Genomic DNA, 17,866 nt, shown 5'->3' with positions numbered 1-17,866 from the left:
GTAAAGAAGTAGATCCTACTCCTTGAGTTGCTTAAATAATACAACACCATTGGTTAATTCATAAATAGCATCAATGATTTGTTGTGTTTCACGACTATCTACTGCTATTTGCCAGGTAATATTAGCAGCGTATTCTTTATCTAAATTTAGCACTGTAAACTGACTTTGTAATAGCTGCTCTATCATACCTTGAAGATGGTAATCACTCTGGCCAACAATAATAGAAGCAGGCACTTTTTTAGTGGTACTTAGCTGTGCTAGCGCGTTATTAAGCGTGCCACCATAGGCTCTGACCAATCCCCAGTGCCGAGCTTTATACCACCGAAATAACGCGTCGTCACCGCAGTTATCTCACCAATTCCCGATCCCATCAGCACATTTAGCATTGGCTTACCAGCCGTCCCGTTAGGCTCCCCATCATCAGAAAACCCTAACACATGACTGCCACCTGGGGGCCCAGCTATATGTGCCCAACAATTGTGCCTTGCGTCGGGATACGCCTCATTAATCTGTTTAATAAACGCTTTCGCATCCTCAATGGTTGGCGTATGGGCCAAATGCACGATAAACGTACTTTTCTTAATTTCCTCGTGATGACTAATTGATTCACTCGGAATGAAATATTCAGACATAATGTTCCAAACTAAAAGGGAGCCAATCGGCCCCCAAATATACTTGCTTTTAACGCTAGAAATCCGCTTACTCGAGACCGAAATCTCGCGTCATATTTTCTAGTCTATCTTCATGCACAATAATGTTATCTTCAATACGGATACCACCGTAAGGCTTCAGCGCATCAATTTTATCCCAATTGATATACTGTTTGTTATCTGTTTGCGCCAAATCTTCCAGCAATGAATCAATGAAGTATAATCCAGGCTCAATAGTAAACACCTGATTAGCCTCTATCTTACGAGTACAACGCAAGAACGGGTGACCTTCTGGTGGCGCTTGGTGCGTACCAGCTTCATCAGCCATAAATCCGCCCATGTCGTGTACTTGAAGACCGATATGGTGGCCAAGACCATGAGGGAAGAAAGTAGAAGTAATACCCTTTTCGACGATAGCCTGAGCATCAAGCTTAACAATACCAAAGTCACTCAGCACCTGCGCTACGCGATTGTGACAATCAATATGCAGCTCACCATATAGTTTGCCCGGTTGCAATGCTTTGCCCAACTCAATTTGGTGATCGTTCATGACTTTCACCAACTCGGCAAACTCACCTTGTTTAGCAAAATCATAAGTACGGGTAATATCTGACGCATAACCGTTAAAGTTTGCACCGGCATCAATCAAAAATGATAAGTGCTTACTCGGCGCTTTACGCTCAAAATGGGTGTAGTGCAAAATCGCACAATTTTCATTCAAGGCGACAATATTGCCATACGGCGTATCGTTTTCCATATGCTGAGTTGCATTAAGATACGCTTGTTGAATTTCAAACTCGGAGCCACCAGCAAAGAAGGCATCGCGCGCCGCCACGTGGCCAAGCACGCCAAGGCGGCTCGCTTCACGTAAACATGCCATTTCATACTGAGTTTTATATGCACGATGATAATGCAAGAAGTTCATCACCGGCTCTGGATTCACTAGAGTAAAGCCAAGCGCTTGTGCAACCTCTAAATATTCACCGATATAGGCATAGTTTGCTTTGTCGTACGGCAGTAACTGTTCAACCTGATCTGGCTTAACCAGCAGTTGAATATCAAAATACTCTGCCCAAAAATCTCTCGGTTCGTCAGGCACTTTATGCCAAAAATCAACCGGACGATAAAAAATGAGTTTCGGCTTGTCACTGCCATTGACCACAATCCAGCAATGCGGGTTATCGATAACAGGCAACCAAGCTTTAAATTGCGGGTTAACTTTAAACGGATAGTACATATCATCAAGGAATTGACGTTTTGCTTGCCCCGAATGGATCACAAGTCCATCCAGCCCTTCTCTGTCTACTATCGTTCTTGTACGCTGTTGCAACGTGGCAATATGCTCTGCGTATAAATTTGCTAACTTATCCATGGTGTACCCATTTTCAAAAATTCACATACTATCGAGTCTATCATAGCTGCTACCTAAAAACGACGAACTGAGTCTAAGCACCAGCCATGTGCGGTTATTTCACAATTTTCATATCCAAAATACTTGCCAATATGTTGCCGTCACGACCTAGACGGGTATGGTAAACCTGTCGATATGCCATCACATTTTTTACATAGTCGCGCGTTTCTCGGTATGGGATTAGCTCAATCCAAAGTTCAGCAGGCATGGCCTCTGAAGGGAGCCAGCGCTTAATTCTATGATAGCCCGCATTGTACGAAGCCGTAGCCAATATCTCATTACCAGCATTTTTACGCTTCAAATACTCTAAATAACTGGTCCCCAAACGAATGTTTGTGGCCGGATGATACAGGCGATTCTTTGTTACGCGCTTGCGGTTATTAACATATTTAGCAGTGCTTGGAAGCAGCTGCATTAAACCGTGGGCATCCGCACTCGAACGCGCATCTGGTGCGAAAGAGCTTTCCCGGCGGGCAATCGCAATGCTCCATGCGACATCGACTCGACTACGCTCACTATATTTAGTGAACAGATCTTTAAACGCCATGGGGAAACGCAAATCAACGTAATCCCACGCTTTGATCTGTGCCAGGGTAAAAATAGTGCTGTCATACCAATCAAACTCAGCAGCCAATATGGATGCTGCAAGCTTTTCCTCTTTGCTTGAGGTGTTAGTAAGATAGTTCCACTCTCGACGTGCTTGAGTATACCTTTCCAATTCGTATAAAGCCTTTGCTCGCTTAAACCCAGGCGCATGAGATACTCGTTCTACGATACTAGATTCAACATTTAACGGCGCTTCATTCAGTGATACCGGTAACCCCAATCGTGCAGCAGCCAAAAAGCCGTAGTAATCACGCTCTTGTGCTAACTGCTGCCAAATCTCGTTAGCCTTAGCCAACTCACCACGCTTAGCGAGGCTATATGCAAGCCAGTATTGCTGACCATTGCTAAGCTGATCGTGACCCACGAATAAGGCCGAGATCCCTTCCCAATCTTGCTCTTTCAGCATGTTACTCATCAGCCACTGTAGTAGCTTTTTGTCCTGCAACGATTTAGGCACTTTATTAAGCCAAAACCGTGCGTCTTCATGGCCTTTAGACGCAAGCGCCAGAGCAAAACGATAAGCAACACTATCCTTTTGCTGCTGGGTGAAAGTAAACATATCCTGCATCTTCTGCCATGCACGCAACGCTAAATCAGGATCGCGCCAAACTAAGCGTCTTACACCATATACCGCAATTTCGGCTTCTTTCTCAGTGCGTTTACTAAAGCGATAGAGTCCGGCAGCGGCACTCGGATCTTGACGAACTTTTTTATAAAGCTCGGCGAGATAGGCCTCATTTTTTGGTAACAGCTTCTCAAGATAGTCTAGCAGTGACGTTTGACCGGATTGTGCGGCACTAGAAATTCGCTGCCAGACACGCTCAGGCGTCCTATACCCCGCTTTTTGCCATTGCCTAAAAAGACTATCGCAGGCTTTGGGCTGAGACTTTCCCACCGTCCAAATATCGGTTACTTGGTCAAGAATGGCTTTTGTTGGCGCGCCTAAGTCCAATTGGTAGGCCAAGTAAGTACACTTGAGCTCAACATCACTGGTATCACGGTAGTCTTCAATGAAACGTGCTTTTTTCTTGTACCGCTTTAAGTAGTCTAACCAAGCAGCACGCACCGGCCATTCGAGCGGCGTATGTTCATACACCATGAGGAAGTGCTGGATTTCTTGCTGATACTTTAGCCTTGGGTGACGCTTGTAAAACGCCATTTCAACGTAAGGTTTGAGCGGGTGATCGAGCTGCGCAATAGCGGCTTTAAAGTTGCTGTAATTACCAGACCAAGCAATGCGCTCGGCCTCCTTAAACTCGTCGTGAGTGCTGCCGGCTGCACTGAGCCAGCTCACCATACATAAGCTGCCTACAGCTAAGCGGCGTAACCAATATGTCATGCAAACCCTTTTTTATTTGCCAAAAGAATACACACCTAAATTGAAATACAGCCAAATTATGCTTATCTAAAGATGGCGCTGAAGACCAAAAACTCGGCTTGTCATTTACGAGCATGCCCATAAATGACACTAAATGCGAAGTGTGTTAAGCCACCATAGCAAACCGACTCAGGTATTTCAGTAAATGTGCGGTAAATTTTTCATTGCAATTTGCCGCCAAAGGATCCACACTGATTGAAATTACAACTCATCGTACCAGTGTAAAGCACGGGAGAACATGTATGTTAATCAAACGCGAGTCCTTTGTAGTTGATTTTTGCAAAGGCAATATCGCTGAGTTTAAGTTTTGCCTACCAGGCTCAGTAAACAAACTATCTCAGCAAGTACTTAAGGAAAGCCACGAAGCGCTTATCGAATTGAGTCAGCGCGACGACATCGACGGCTTAATTTTTACCAGCGACAAAGACCACTTTATTGTTGGCGCTGATATTTTTGAATTCCTTCCCACTTTCCAACGTCCAGAAGAAGAACTTGTTGGCTGGATCAAAACCGCAACCGATGTCTTCGACGCAATCGAAGATTTACCTTTCCCTACACTATCAGCTGTAAATGGCCTTGCACTTGGCGGTGGCTGCGAGTGGTTACTCGCCACGGATTACCGTATCGCAACTGACACCGCAAAAATCGGCTTACCAGAAGTTAAGCTTGGCATTATGCCAGGCTTTGGTGGTACCGTAAGACTTCCTCGCTTAATCGGCGCTGACAACGCAATGACGTGGATCACCACAGGTCAAGAAAACCGAGCGAATGACGCACTGAAAGTCGGTGCGGTTGATGGTGTAGTACCGGCTGACAAACTCATGGCCGCTGCTATTCGTACCTTAGAACAAGCCATCGAAGGTAAGTTGGATTGGCGCGCGAAACGCCAAATCAAGCTTGACCCATTGAAGATGAATCGTGTTGAACAAGGCATGAGCTTTGGTATGGCCGAAGGCTTAGTAATGGCAAAAACCAAAGGCCATTACCCAGCACCAATGATGGCGGTACAAACCCTTAAAGCGGCAGCTAACCTTAGCCGCAGCGAAGCGATGGCACTCGAAAACCAAAACTTTGCTAAGCTTGCTAAAACAGCAGAAGCCGCAGCGCAAACTGGTATTTTCCTTGCGGACCAATACATTAAAACAGTTGCCAAGAAACAAGCGAAACAAAGTAAAACTGAGATCAAACAAGCAGCGGTACTTGGTGCTGGTATTATGGGTGGCGGTATCGCTTACCAATCAGCCTACAAAGGTACGCCAATTGTCATGAAAGACATCCAACAAGGTGCCCTAGACCTTGGTATGGGTGAGGCTGCAAAACTACTTGGTAAAAAAGTACAGCGCGGCCACATGTCGATGGACAAGATGATTGCCACTTTAGGCAAAATCAAACCAACGTTAAACGATCACGACCTACAAGGCTCAGACATCATCGTAGAAGCCGTTGTTGAAAACCCTAAAATCAAGAAAACGGTATTGGCGAGTTTAGAGTCGCAATTACCAGAAGGTACGATCCTGACTTCAAACACGTCGACTATTCGTATTGATGAGTTAGCCACCGCACTTGAGAAGCCAGAAAACTTCTGTGGCATGCACTTCTTTAACCCAGTGCCAAAAATGCCATTGGTAGAAATCATTCGTGGCGAACAAACATCGGATGAAACCGTTGCCGCAGTGGTAGATTATGCCTTAAAGCTTGGCAAGTCTCCTATCGTTGTTAACGATTGCCCAGGTTTCTTCGTGAACCGTGTTCTATTCCCTTACTTTGCAGGCTTCAGCCAACTTGTTGTAGAAGGTGCTGACTTCGCAAAAGTAGATAAGGTTATGGAAAATGTCTTCGGCTGGCCAATGGGCCCTGCGTACCTACTAGACGTAGTCGGCATCGATACGGCAAACCATTGTACTGGCGTAATGGCTGATGGCTTCCCTACTCGCATGGCACGTAAAGACAAAGATCCTGTCGCAGTACTTGCGGGTGCTGAGCGCTTTGGTCAGAAAAACCAACAAGGCTTCTATCAATACGCTCCAGATCGCAAAGGTCGCCTGAAGAAGAGTAAAGACGACAGTGCGCTTGAGTTGCTGAGCGGTATTTGTGACGCACCAACTGAATTTGATAAACAAACGATTATTGAGCGTTGTATGGTGCCAATGATCAATGAAGTGTTACTGTGTCTGCAAGAAAACATTGTTGCTTCACCGCAAGAAGCAGACATGGCACTGATCTACGGTATCGGCTTCCCTCCATTCAGAGGTGGTGCATTCCGCTATCTAGACCAAATCGGCCTCGCAAACTTTGTAGCAATGGCTGACAAGTACGCTCATCTTGGTGAAATTTATCAGGTTTCTGAGCAAACTAGACAGTGGGCAGATGAAGGTAAAGTGTTCTATCAAGTGGAGGGCCAGTAACATGGAAAACGCGGTAATCGTAGATTGTATTCGTACCCCAATGGGCCGTTCAAAAGGCGGTGTATTTAAGCATAAACGTGCCGAAGACCTCAGCGCACACTTGATGAAAGGCCTACTTGAGCGTAACCCTCAAGTAGCACCAGACTCAATTGATGACATTTACTGGGGCTGTGTACAGCAAACTTTAGAGCAAGGCTTTAACGTTGGTCGTAACGCTGCTCTCTTAGCAGGCATTCCTCACACCGTACCGGCGGTAACCGTAAACCGCCTATGCGGTTCGTCAATGCAGGCATTGCATGACGCAGCTCGCGCAATCATGACAGGTGCTGGTGACACTTACCTTATCGGTGGTGTTGAGCACATGGGTCACGTACCAATGACACATGGTAATGACTTTCACCCAGGCCTTGCGACGTCTGTAGCACAAGCTGCTGGTGTGATGGGTTTAACGGCTGAGTACTTAGCGCTAATGCACGGTATCAGTCGTGAGCAGCAAGATGAATTTGCCGTACGTTCACACCAGCGCGCACATGCCGCAACCCTTGAAGGGCGTTTTGCAAAAGAAATCCTGCCAATGGAAGGTCACGATGCCGATGGTACACCAGTACTTGTCGAGCATGACGAAGTTATCCGTCCAGAGACAAGCCTAGAAGGTCTAGGACAGCTACGTCCGGTATTTAACCCAGCATCGGGTACGGTAACTGCAGGTACCTCTTCAGCGCTGTCTGATGGTGCTTCTGCTATGTTGGTCATGAGCGAGTCTAAAGCAAGAGAGCTTGGCCTTCCAATTCGTGCTCGAGTTAAGTCAATGGCAGTCGCAGGTTGCGATCCTTCCATCATGGGTTACGGTCCAGTTCCAGCCTCACAAAAAGCCTTAAAGCAGGCAGGCATTACTATCGATGATATTGATGTTGCAGAACTAAACGAAGCCTTCGCTGCGCAATCACTACCCGTGCTAAAAGACCTAGGGCTACTAGACAAGGTAGATGAAAAAGTGAATCTTAACGGTGGTGCGATTGCACTCGGTCACCCACTAGGTTGTTCCGGCTCGCGTATTAGCACAACGCTTATCAACCTCATGGAAGAGAAAGACGCGAAGTATGGCCTTGCAACTATGTGTATTGGTTTAGGCCAAGGTATCGCTACCGTATTCGAGCGTGTAGACAACTAATTCCAACCAGCTGGTACTGGGCTTTTACAAGACAATACCAGCGCACAACTTCAACTTGGTGACCAAGGCAAAACGGCACAGCTGTTTTGCCTTTTTTATTACCTGTATTTACCTAACCTCAGGTTGGCTAAGGCACGAGCTATCCAAACTTGAGCTTGCTTACAACATGTGGTTAAAATAGCGGTTTTCGTAACTAACAACGAACTAACAAGGCCAACCACAATGAGTTTTGATAATACCGACCATACCTTAGATGCAGTAGGCTTACGTTGTCCGGAGCCAGTAATGATGATTAGAGGCATGGTGAGAAGGATGAACTTAGGTGAGACGTTGTTAGTTATCGCAGATGATCCATCAACAACAAGAGACATTCCGAGCTTCTGTGAATTTATGGATCACACTTTGGTCGCCAAAGCAGTGGCTGAATCTCCTTACAAATACGTGATTAAGAAAGGTCAGTAGCCTCCAATTCTAACAATTGTGTTTGGACTGATGAGTCAGACAATAATAAAGCGGCATTTGCCGCTCTTTTAAGATTTTACAATCACCACCTTTGGTGAACGAGGATTACGATAATCTAAGCGGATTTCGTACCATCCTTTTTTACTCGGCTTAAAACTAAAGTAGTTATACACCGTATTACAATCCGCGATCAGCGGTTGGCCAAGCGTTAACTGCCCTTCACTCTTATAGCCACAGTTATAGCCTTCACTCCATTGCTCATCGGCAATTTTAAATTCATACACTTTACCTGGGCTCATAAATCTGGCTTTTGTTGCGTAGATCCCAGGTTGTGTTTCCTCTAGGCGATACTGAGGCTCTGCATCCCACAAGGTGAAGTCACCGCGTAAGTACATTGTCTTATCCAACTCACCTGCAACAACTGGCGAAGTTGAAGTCGTTGGCAATTGAAAGTTACTACTACAAGCGGTAAGTGCTAATAGTGCAATCGCCATTGCCCCTTGTTTTTTAATCATAGCTAGACTGCCTTTTACTTGCTTTTACCAATCAGCAAAAAGCCAGCAGTTGCTGGCTTTTGTATCAGCAATTAATTTTGTAACACTGAAATATCTGCAGTATTCAGGAATAACTTACTCAACTGACCAAGTAGTGCTAAACGATTAGCTTTAACCGCTTCATCGTCCGCCATTACCATGACATTATCAAAGAAGTTATCTACTGCTTCACGTAAACTCGCTAAACGCGTCAGTGCAGTTTGATAATCCCCTTCAGCGTAAACTGGTGCAAGCTCAGCAGTTAGTGCAGCAACTTGTTCAGCAAGTGTTTGCTCTGCTTCTTCTTGTAGTAGTGAACTATCCACCGCAACTTCAGAAGCAACGTTATTCTTCGCTAAGATGTTGTTTACACGCTTATTGGCTGCAGCTAACGCTTCGGCTTCCACCAACGTTCTAAAGTGACTCACCGCTTTTACTCGGCGATCAAAATCAACAGGGCTCGTTGGACGCCTTGCAAGTACTGCTTGGATCACATCCACGCTGATACCTTCATCTTGGTACCAAGCACGGAAACGACCTAACATAAACTCAACCACATCATCGGCAACATTTGCATTGCTTAGCTTATCACCGAATAACGTCATTGCTTTGGCGACGATATCCTGAATGTCTAATGGTAATTCTTTTTCTACCATAATGCGTAATGCACCAATGGCTGCTCGGCGAAGTGCAAACGGATCTTTATCGCCTTTTGGTGTCTGGCCGATCCCAAAAATACCAACCAAAGTATCAAACTTATCCGCAAGCGCCACGGCAAAACTGATTGGGTTAGACGGTAGATTATCACCAGCAAAACGCGGCATATATTGCTCATTTTGTGCTAGTGCGACTTCTTCCGCTTCGCCATCAATACGGGCGTAATGCATACCCATCACACCCTGAACGTCAGTAAATTCCATGACCATTTCAGTCATAAGATCGGTTTTACTTAGTAAACCAGCACGTTCTGCTAGTGCCTTATCAGCACCAAGCTGTTCAGCAATAAAACCAGCGAGTGCCGAGATACGCTCTGACTTGTCTTTTAGTGTGCCAAGCTGCTTCTGAAATAACACTGAATCAAGTGACTCAAGACGACTTTCCAGCGTTTTCTTCTTATCCGTTTCAAAGAAAAACTGAGCATCTGCCAGACGTGGGCGAACCACTTTCTCGTTACCCGAGATCACCACGCTCGGGTCTTTACTTTCAATATTAGAAACAAACAAGAACTTGTTGATCAAGTTGCCTTGCTTATCTAACAGTGGAAAGTACTTTTGGTCGTCTTTCATGGTGTAGATAAGTGCTTCATCAGGCACTTGCAAGAAGGCTTCTTCAAAAGAAGCAACTAAAGTTACTGGCCACTCGACTAATGATGTAACTTCTTCGAGAAGATCTTCATCCATCGCGACTTGCGCGCCGAGCTTTTCAGCTTCAGCTTCAATTTGGCCACGAATTAACGCTTTACGTGCTTCGTAATCCGCAATAACGTATGCACCTTTTAGCACTGCATGACTATCATCAGCATGTTCAACACGAACACGCTCAGGGTGATGGAAGCGATGTCCTTGCAGCTCATTGCTGATGGCTTTACCTAACACTTCACCTTCAACTTGTTGACTACCAAGTAGTGCAGCCACAGTATGCACAGGACGGATAAATTGCGTCTTGTTCGCACCCCAGCGCATCGGCTTTGGAATAGGTAACTTAGCCAGTGCTTTGTTGATCACATCGCTTAGTAACGCTAAGGTCTGTTGCCCCTCTACTTTCGCTTTGTGTAGCAGCCAAGTACCCTTGTCAGTTTCTAAACGCTCAGCATCATTAATATCAATACCACAACCACGAGCCCAACCTAGCGCCGCTTTTGTGGCGTTACCGTCGGCATCAAATGCCGCCTGAATAGCTGGACCACGTTTTTCAACTACTTTGTCGGCTTGTTGCGTTTGTAAGGCTTTAACTTGAATACCTAAACGACGAGGTGATGCATACCAGCTCACGCCTTCATGGCTAAGTTCTAATGCTTCAAGTTCTTGCCTAGTATTTTCTGCGAATGACTCAGCAAGGTTGCGTAACGCCTTTGGTGGTAGCTCTTCGGTACCGATTTCTACAAGTAAATTTTCAGTCGACATTATTTATCCTTACAAAGCGGGAAGCCAAGTGCTTCACGTGCGTCATAGTAAGCCTGTGCACAGGCTTTTGATAAAGCACGAACTCTTAATATATAGCGCTGACGTTCAGTTACTGAGATAGCATGACGTGCATCTAATAGGTTAAACGCATGAGATGCTTTCATTACCTGCTCATAGGCTGGTAGAGGAAGCCCTGCTTCGATTAGCTTTTCGCTTTCTTTTTCACACTGATCAAACTGTTTGAATAATGCATCTACATCCGCATATTCAAAGTTATATGTCGATTGTTCGATCTCGTTCTGCATGAACACGTCACCATAAGTTACGCGCCCCATTGGACCATCAGTCCAAACGAGATCATAAATGCTATCTACACCTTGTATATACATAGCAAGGCGCTCTAAGCCGTAAGTAATTTCACCCGTTACCGGTGAACATTCAATACCGCCAACTTGCTGGAAGTAAGTAAACTGAGTCACTTCCATGCCATTTAACCATACTTCCCAGCCTAATCCCCAAGCGCCTAGCGTAGGTGATTCCCAGTTGTCTTCAACAAAGCGTACTTCGTGCGTTAATGTATCAATGCCCAACGCCTCTAGAGAGCCTAGGTAGAGCTCCTGAATATTCTCTGGCGATGGCTTCAATACCACTTGGAATTGGTAGTAATGCTGAAGACGGTTAGGGTTTTCACCATAGCGACCATCTGTCGGACGGCGACAAGGTTGTACATATGCGCTCGACATTGGCTCAGGACCAATGGACTTAAGGAAGGTCATCGGGTGGAATGTACCCGCACCAACTTCCATATCTAAAGGTTGAGCTACAACACAGCCTTGCTGCGCCCAGTAATCCTGTAAAGCCAGGATCAAACCTTGGAAGGTTTTGATATCGTATTTTTGCATAGTTGGCTTATTTTTATCTGGTACTTATCGTATGTGAACGCCCACAGTAATTTGGCGCACACCCTAGATTCAATGATTGAAAATTATGCTCAGTATACCGCGAGCGCAGGTGGGTTTTAAGCTTTAAAGCATAAAAAAAGGAGGGAAAATCCCTCCTTTTTACTAGATGTTTGGTTTACACGTCTAAGTTAACAACTCTCAGTGCATTTGTTTCGATAAACTCTCGACGAGGTTCAACTTGGTCACCCATCAAGGTTGCAAACAATTGGTCGGCTGCAATGGCGTCTTCAATAGTCACACGTAGCATACGGCGGGCGCTCGGATCCATTGTTGTTTCCCAAAGCTGATTTGGGTTCATCTCACCTAATCCTTTATAGCGTTGTGTATACAAGCCACGCTTAGACTCTGAGATGAGCCACTCAAGACCAGTCTCAAAGTAGTCAATCGCCTGAGTTTTTTCACCACGTTGTACGTACCCACCTTCTGTCACTAAGTTACCAATCTGACGGCCTGTGTTCGCGATACGAACATAATCTTTAGATGTAATAAAGTCGAAGTTCAAGGTATGCGCTTTATCAACACCGTGCTGACGAATATTGACCACCGGGTAGTACATGCGCCGCTCTTCATCAAATGCCACCTCTGCATTAAAGATGGTGGCATCTTCATCTTTCTTCACAAGGTCAGCAACCAAGTTTTCAGTCCACGCAGTTACCTTAGCTTCATCAGATAAATCTGACTCAGTTAACTCTGGGTGGTAAAGCAAACGGTTCATGATTGAAGACGGGTACTTACGCTTTAAACGCTCGATGATATCTATCGTATTCTGATAATCATGTACTAGATTTTCTAGTTTGTTACCTGTTATTGGCTCTGCGCCTTCCGACGGATATAGTGACGCTTCGTTTAGTGCTAATGTTGTTAGGTATGCTGTTAGTGCATTATCGTCTTTAATATAACGCTCTTGCTTACCTTTCTTCACTTTATATAGTGGTGGCTGAGCAATATACACATAACCACGCTCAATGATTTCTGGCATTTGACGATAGAAGAACGTCAGTAGCAGCGTACGGATGTGTGAACCATCCACGTCCGCATCGGTCATGATGATGATACGGTGATATCTCAGCTTTTCAGGGTTATATTCATCACGGCCGATACCACAGCCTAATGCCGTAATTAGTGTTGCAACTTCCTGAGAAGAAAGCATCTTATCAAAACGTGCTTTTTCTACGTTAAGAATTTTACCTTTAAGCGGCAGGATTGCTTGGTTTTTACGGTTACGACCTTGCTTAGCAGAACCACCCGCCGAGTCACCCTCCACTATATATAGTTCAGAAAGTGCAGGGTCTCGTTCTTGGCAGTCAGCTAGTTTACCTGGTAGACCGGCTAAGTCCATAACACCTTTACGACGAGTCATTTCACGAGCCTTACGTGCGGCTTCACGCGCGCGCGCAGCATCAACAATCTTACTCACCACCGTTTTTGCGTCACCTGGGTTTTCGAGCAAGAACTCTGTTAGCTTTTCAGCCATCATTTGCTCAACAGCACCTTTCACTTCACTAGAAACAAGTTTATCTTTCGTCTGCGAAGAGAACTTAGGATCAGGCACTTTAACACTTACAACAGCCGTCAAACCTTCACGGGCATCGTCACCCGTTGCACTGGTTTTATACTTTTTATTAAAGCCTTCTTTTTCCATGTAAGTATTAAGCGTTCGCGTAAGTGCAGCACGGAAACCGGCTAAGTGAGTACCACCATCACGTTGAGGAATGTTATTAGTAAAACAGTAGATGTTTTCTTGGAAACCATCATTCCATTGCATAGAGACTTCAACGCTAATGCCATCATCACGTTCTGTCGAAAAGTGGAAAACACTTTGATGAACTGGTGTCTTTTTACGATTTAGATACGCAACAAATGCTTGAATACCACCTTCGTACTTGAAATGATCTTTTTTATTTTCTTCGCGCTCATCATTCAAAATGATGCTCACGCCGGAGTTAAGGAAAGATAATTCACGTAGGCGCTTAGCTAGAATATCGTAGTGGAAATTTGTATCTGAAAAAGTTTCAGCACTTGGCCAGAATCTCAATTCTGTACCTGTAGATTCCGCTTCTCCGATAACACCTAGCGGTGCATCAGGAACACCCATAGTATACTTTTGCTGATGCACTTTGCCATCACGGCGGATTGTTAATTGTAGTTTTTCAGAAAGTGCATTTACAACAGAAACACCTACACCGTGCAAACCGCCAGATACTTTATATGAGTTATCATCAAATTTACCACCAGCATGTAGTACAGTCATGATAACTTCTGCCGCAGAGACCCCTTCTTCTTCGTGAATTGAAGTAGGGATACCACGACCATTATCTCGAACAGATACAGAGCCATCGGTATGAATTGTTACGAAAATATCGTCACAATATCCTGCTAGTGCTTCGTCGATTGAGTTATCAACGACCTCAAACACCATGTGATGTAAACCAGTACCATCGTCTGTGTCACCGATATACATTCCCGGACGCTTTCTTACAGCATCCAATCCTTTAAGTACTTTAATACTCGACGAATCGTAATTTTCCGACATGGTTTCTTCCAATTATTTTGTTATTAAGCTGCCATGTTCCACGTGGAACATTTTTATTTCACGTTCCATTGGTTCAATAACGGCGGCAATACTTTCTGGAGTAATAGCTGTGATAAACAGCTGTGACTGACATTGCGCCAACAAACGCGATACCGCCACCTTAGTATCTTCACTAAGCTCCGAAGGTAAATCATCAATAAGCAGAATTGACTGCTTATTACTCTCTTGGTCAATCAAACTGTTTTGCATTACTTTAAGTGCATACAGTAATAACTTGAGTTGACCACGAGAAAAAATATGTTCTACGCTGTTTCCTTGAGTATAAAAGTTAAAGTCAGCCTTATGCGGTCCTTTACTTGTATAGCCAAGTTTTACATCTCGCTCTAGCTGATTCGTTAATACTTCAGCTAGGTTCCCCTTCCAGCCCGCTTGAAAGCGAATTTCAAGGGCTTTAAATATAGGGCTTATATCCCCTATCTTATCAAAAAAATGCGCCTGAAACCTACCTATATACGCCTCTCTAAACATATTTATTTGCTCAGCAAGGCGTACAAACTCCTTATCCCAATAACTTAGCTGGGATTGGAGATCTCTTGGCTTAGATTTCAATAGCGCGTTGCGTTGCTTAAGCACCTGATTGAACATTTTCCATGTAGAATAGAACTGATGTTCCACGTGGAACACTCCCAAATCAAGAAACTTACGGCGCTCTTTTGGGCCACCAAAAAACAGCTCATAGCTTTCTGGTGTAATAACTTGAACAGGTAAAACCTGTGCTAATTCTGCCACTTTCCGGCTTGCCTGCCCTTGAATTCGAAGCTTTGTTTCACCACTTGTATATTTACTAATGCCGAGCGGTATAGACAAGTTATGTAGTTGTTTTTTAGCATGAACAACGCAATGAGACGCCTCATGCTTGATCATTAATTTTTGCAGGTTGGTACGAAAAGATTTACCACTGGAGAGAAAATAAATGGCTTCGAGCAGACTGGTTTTGCCGCTGCCGTTTTCGCCAAGAATGACATTAACGGCATTGCTAGGTGAAAGCGCCATCGCCTCAATGTTTCTAAACGCATTGAGGCTAAGGTGAGTCAAACTCATAACTCTATAAACGCATCGGCATAACTACATACATTGCATGTTCGTCACCAGCAGCTTCAATCAGCGCACTGCTGTTTGCATCAGAAAGCGTAAATTGTACATCTTCAGACTTTATTGTATTTAACACATCTAATAAGTAAGAAACGTTAAAACCAACTTCAAGATCATCGCCTTGGTAACCTACCTCAACGATTTCTTCTGCTTGCTCCTGCTCTGGGTTATTGGCACTAATCTTCAATTGCCCATTACTCAGATTCAATCGAACACCACGAAACTTTTCGTTAGAAAGAATAGATACCCGCTGAAATGCACTACGTAGCCAATCACGATTTGCGGTAACTAACTTGTCCCCACCACGAGGTAATACGCGACGATAATCAGGGAAGCGGCCATCCACTAGCTTACTCGTAAAAGTAAATTCGCTGTCGATGATACGCACATGATTGGCACCAAATTGAATTGTAATAGTTTCATCATCTGCAGGCAGTAAGCGCATGATCTCTTGCACACCTTTACGCGGGATGATTAGTTGGCGTTGCGTTTGCAGTGATTCAGGTAATTTTTGCTGTGCTATTGCCAGACGATGACCATCGGTGGCTACCGTTTTAATTTCGCTATTATCTACTTCGAATGACATACCATTTAAATAGTAACGTACGTCTTGGTTAGCCATAGAGAAATGCGTTGCTTCTAACAACTTTCTAAGTTCTAAACGAGTTATAGAAAACTCAACCTCACCATCCCACTTCTCAAGATTAGGGAAATCTTCGGCAGCTAAGGTTGTCAATGAAAAGCGACTTTGACCGCTAGTGAGTAACAGTTGATGCTCCTGACTGCTCAGCACTAAATCAGAGTTATCAGGCAGGCTTTTACAAATATCGAGCAGCTTTTTCGCCGGTAAAGTGATCTTTGCGTCTGGCACATTTGATTCTAGGGCAACAGATGCAACAAGCTCTATCTCTAAATCTGTACCTGTCATATGTAGTGCGCCATTTTTCACTTCGAGCAATACATTAGACAAAATAGGTAGTGTATGTTTGCGCTCAATGGCACCCGACACCTGTACCAGTGGCTTTAAAAATAGTTCTCTTGGAATCGTTATTTGCATCATTTAACCCTTAAGAAGACAGCGTTCTAATTAAGTTTTGATAATCTTCTTTTACCTCATGACTTTCATCACGAAGTGCTTTTACTTTTCTACACGCGTGTAACACGGTGGTATGGTCGCGGCCGCCAAATGCATCGCCTATTTCTGGCAAGCTATGGTTAGTCAGCTCTTTAGACAATGCCATGGCAACTTGTCTTGGTCTAGCAACTGAACGGCTACGACGTTTTGACAGTAAGTCAGAAACGCGAATTCGGTAATATTCTGCAACGGTGCGCTGGATATTATCGATGGTAACGAGTTTGTCTTGTAGCGCCAATAAATCACGTAGCGCTTCTTTAACAAAATCGATAGAAATTGGACGACCAGTGAAGTTGGCATTAGCTATCACGCGGTTTAACGCACCTTCCAACTCTCGCACATTAGAGCGTAATTTCTTAGCAATAAAGAAGGCAACTTCATGTGGCAAGTTAATATTACTTTGCTGTGCTTTCTTCATTAAGATTGCAACGCGAGTTTCTAATTCTGGTGGCTCAATAGCGATGGTTAACCCCCAACCAAAACGCGACTTCAGTCGGTCCTCAACCCCTTCTATTTCTTTAGGGTAACGGTCAGAAGTTAAAATAATTTGCTGATTGCCCTCAAGCAACGCATTAAAAGTATGGAAAAACTCTTCTTGCGAACGCTCTTTGTTTGCAAAAAATTGGATATCATCAATCATCAATGCATCAACGCTGCGGTAATAGCGCTTGAATTCTTCAATGGCATTATTTTGTAGTGCTTTAACCATGTCCTGAACAAAGCGCTCAGAATGCATATAAACAATTTTTGCATCCGGTTTTTGTTCAAGAATACCATTGCCTACGGCATGTAATAGGTGTGTCTTACCTAAGCCAGTTCCACCATAAATAAATACGGGGTTAAATGCTGAGCCTGGGTTATCAGCAACTTGCGTTGCAGCAGCTTTCGCCAGCTGATTAGATTTACCTTCTACAAAGTTATCAAAGGTATAATTCTCTTTAATATTAGCCTTGTGCGAAGATTTAGGAGCAGGCTCGACCTTTTCCGCCATCTTTGGCTGCGTGCCTTGCAACATCGACGTGTTATCGGCTGCATGGTCTACACTCGTAGCCTTCCCGTTAGATACACTCGGTTGAGTTGCTAATACAGGTTTGCTGCCCACATCAAAATGCAACTCTGGCGCTTCATCACCACAGATCTCAATTAGCAGTTCATTGATGCGGTGGAGATACTTTTCTCGTACCCAATCCAATACAAAACGATTCGGCGCATAGATAGTTAGCGTATCATCAGTACTTTCTGCCTGTAGTGGTCTTACCCACATGCTAAATTGCTGAGATGGCAATTCATCTTGCAAAACATATAAACAACTTTGCCAAACCGACAGATACACTCTGAACTCCAA

12 protein-coding genes and 1 pseudogene are annotated in these 17,866 nt (G+C 44.4%); 3 read left to right on the top strand and 10 right to left on the bottom strand.

What is annotated here, in order from left to right:
* Positions 1–15: 15 nt before the first annotated feature.
* The 3 genes and pseudogenes from B1L02_RS00065 to B1L02_RS00055 all read right to left on the bottom strand — a co-directional run bounded on the left by B1L02_RS00065 (position 16) and on the right by B1L02_RS00055 (position 4,006).
* Positions 16–632, bottom strand: a pseudogene (locus B1L02_RS00065) (YigZ family protein).
* Positions 633–699: 67 nt separating this feature from the next.
* The gene (gene pepQ / locus B1L02_RS00060; RefSeq protein ID WP_088529453.1) at positions 700–2,022 is read right to left on the bottom strand and encodes a Xaa-Pro dipeptidase; all 1,323 of its coding nucleotides are present in this window, start codon (positions 2,020–2,022) and stop codon (positions 700–702) included.
* A 94-nt stretch (positions 2,023–2,116) separates the two neighbouring features.
* A complete protein-coding gene (locus B1L02_RS00055; RefSeq protein ID WP_088529452.1) occupies positions 2,117–4,006 on the bottom strand; it encodes a transglycosylase SLT domain-containing protein in 1,890 nt (629 codons plus the stop codon).
* A 281-nt stretch (positions 4,007–4,287) separates the two neighbouring features.
* On the opposite strand from B1L02_RS00055, the gene fadB reads away from it, so the two are divergent.
* The 3 genes from fadB to tusA all read left to right on the top strand — a co-directional run bounded on the left by fadB (position 4,288) and on the right by tusA (position 8,083).
* Entirely contained in the window at positions 4,288–6,450 is a 2,163-nt protein-coding gene (gene fadB, locus B1L02_RS00050; RefSeq protein WP_088529451.1) for a fatty acid oxidation complex subunit alpha FadB, read from the top strand.
* Position 6,451: 1 nt separating this feature from the next.
* On the top strand, positions 6,452–7,621 hold the full coding sequence (fadA, locus tag B1L02_RS00045; RefSeq protein WP_010604167.1) for an acetyl-CoA C-acyltransferase FadA: 1,170 nt from the start codon (positions 6,452–6,454) through the stop codon (positions 7,619–7,621).
* A gap of 222 nt (positions 7,622–7,843) precedes the next feature.
* Entirely contained in the window at positions 7,844–8,083 is a 240-nt protein-coding gene (gene tusA / locus B1L02_RS00040; protein ID WP_010376829.1) for a sulfurtransferase TusA, read from the top strand.
* A gap of 68 nt (positions 8,084–8,151) precedes the next feature.
* Here the strand turns inward: tusA and B1L02_RS00035 are convergent, their stop codons facing one another.
* The 7 genes from B1L02_RS00035 to dnaA all read right to left on the bottom strand — a co-directional run bounded on the left by B1L02_RS00035 (position 8,152) and on the right by dnaA (position 17,854).
* Entirely contained in the window at positions 8,152–8,598 is a 447-nt protein-coding gene (locus B1L02_RS00035; RefSeq protein WP_088529450.1) for a hypothetical protein, read from the bottom strand.
* A gap of 71 nt (positions 8,599–8,669) precedes the next feature.
* Entirely contained in the window at positions 8,670–10,739 is a 2,070-nt protein-coding gene (glyS, locus tag B1L02_RS00030) for a glycine--tRNA ligase subunit beta (RefSeq protein WP_088529449.1), read from the bottom strand.
* On the bottom strand, positions 10,739–11,641 hold the full coding sequence (gene glyQ, locus B1L02_RS00025; RefSeq protein WP_088529448.1) for a glycine--tRNA ligase subunit alpha: 903 nt from the start codon (positions 11,639–11,641) through the stop codon (positions 10,739–10,741). Before glyQ ends, glyS begins: the two co-directional genes overlap by 1 nt.
* Positions 11,642–11,816: 175 nt before the next feature.
* Positions 11,817–14,234 carry a DNA topoisomerase (ATP-hydrolyzing) subunit B gene (gyrB, locus tag B1L02_RS00020; protein WP_088529447.1) on the bottom strand — a complete coding sequence of 806 codons (2,418 nt, stop codon included), beginning with the start codon at positions 14,232–14,234 and terminating at the stop codon, positions 11,817–11,819.
* Between the two features lie 12 nt (positions 14,235–14,246).
* A complete protein-coding gene (gene recF / locus B1L02_RS00015) occupies positions 14,247–15,335 on the bottom strand; it encodes a DNA replication/repair protein RecF (RefSeq protein ID WP_088529446.1) in 1,089 nt (362 codons plus the stop codon).
* A 4-nt stretch (positions 15,336–15,339) separates the two neighbouring features.
* A complete protein-coding gene (gene dnaN / locus B1L02_RS00010; RefSeq protein WP_088529445.1) occupies positions 15,340–16,443 on the bottom strand; it encodes a DNA polymerase III subunit beta in 1,104 nt (367 codons plus the stop codon).
* Positions 16,444–16,453: 10 nt separating this feature from the next.
* Positions 16,454–17,854, bottom strand: a complete 1,401-nt coding sequence (gene dnaA / locus B1L02_RS00005) for a chromosomal replication initiator protein DnaA (protein WP_088532223.1) — start codon at positions 17,852–17,854, stop codon at positions 16,454–16,456.
* Positions 17,855–17,866: the final 12 nt, after the last annotated feature.

Source organism: Pseudoalteromonas piscicida (genome assembly GCF_002208135.1).
GTDB classification, from domain to species: Bacteria; Pseudomonadota; Gammaproteobacteria; order Enterobacterales; family Alteromonadaceae; genus Pseudoalteromonas; species Pseudoalteromonas piscicida_A.
The sequence above is the reverse complement of the archived record's forward strand: the minus strand, read 5'-3'. Positions and strand labels throughout refer to the sequence as shown.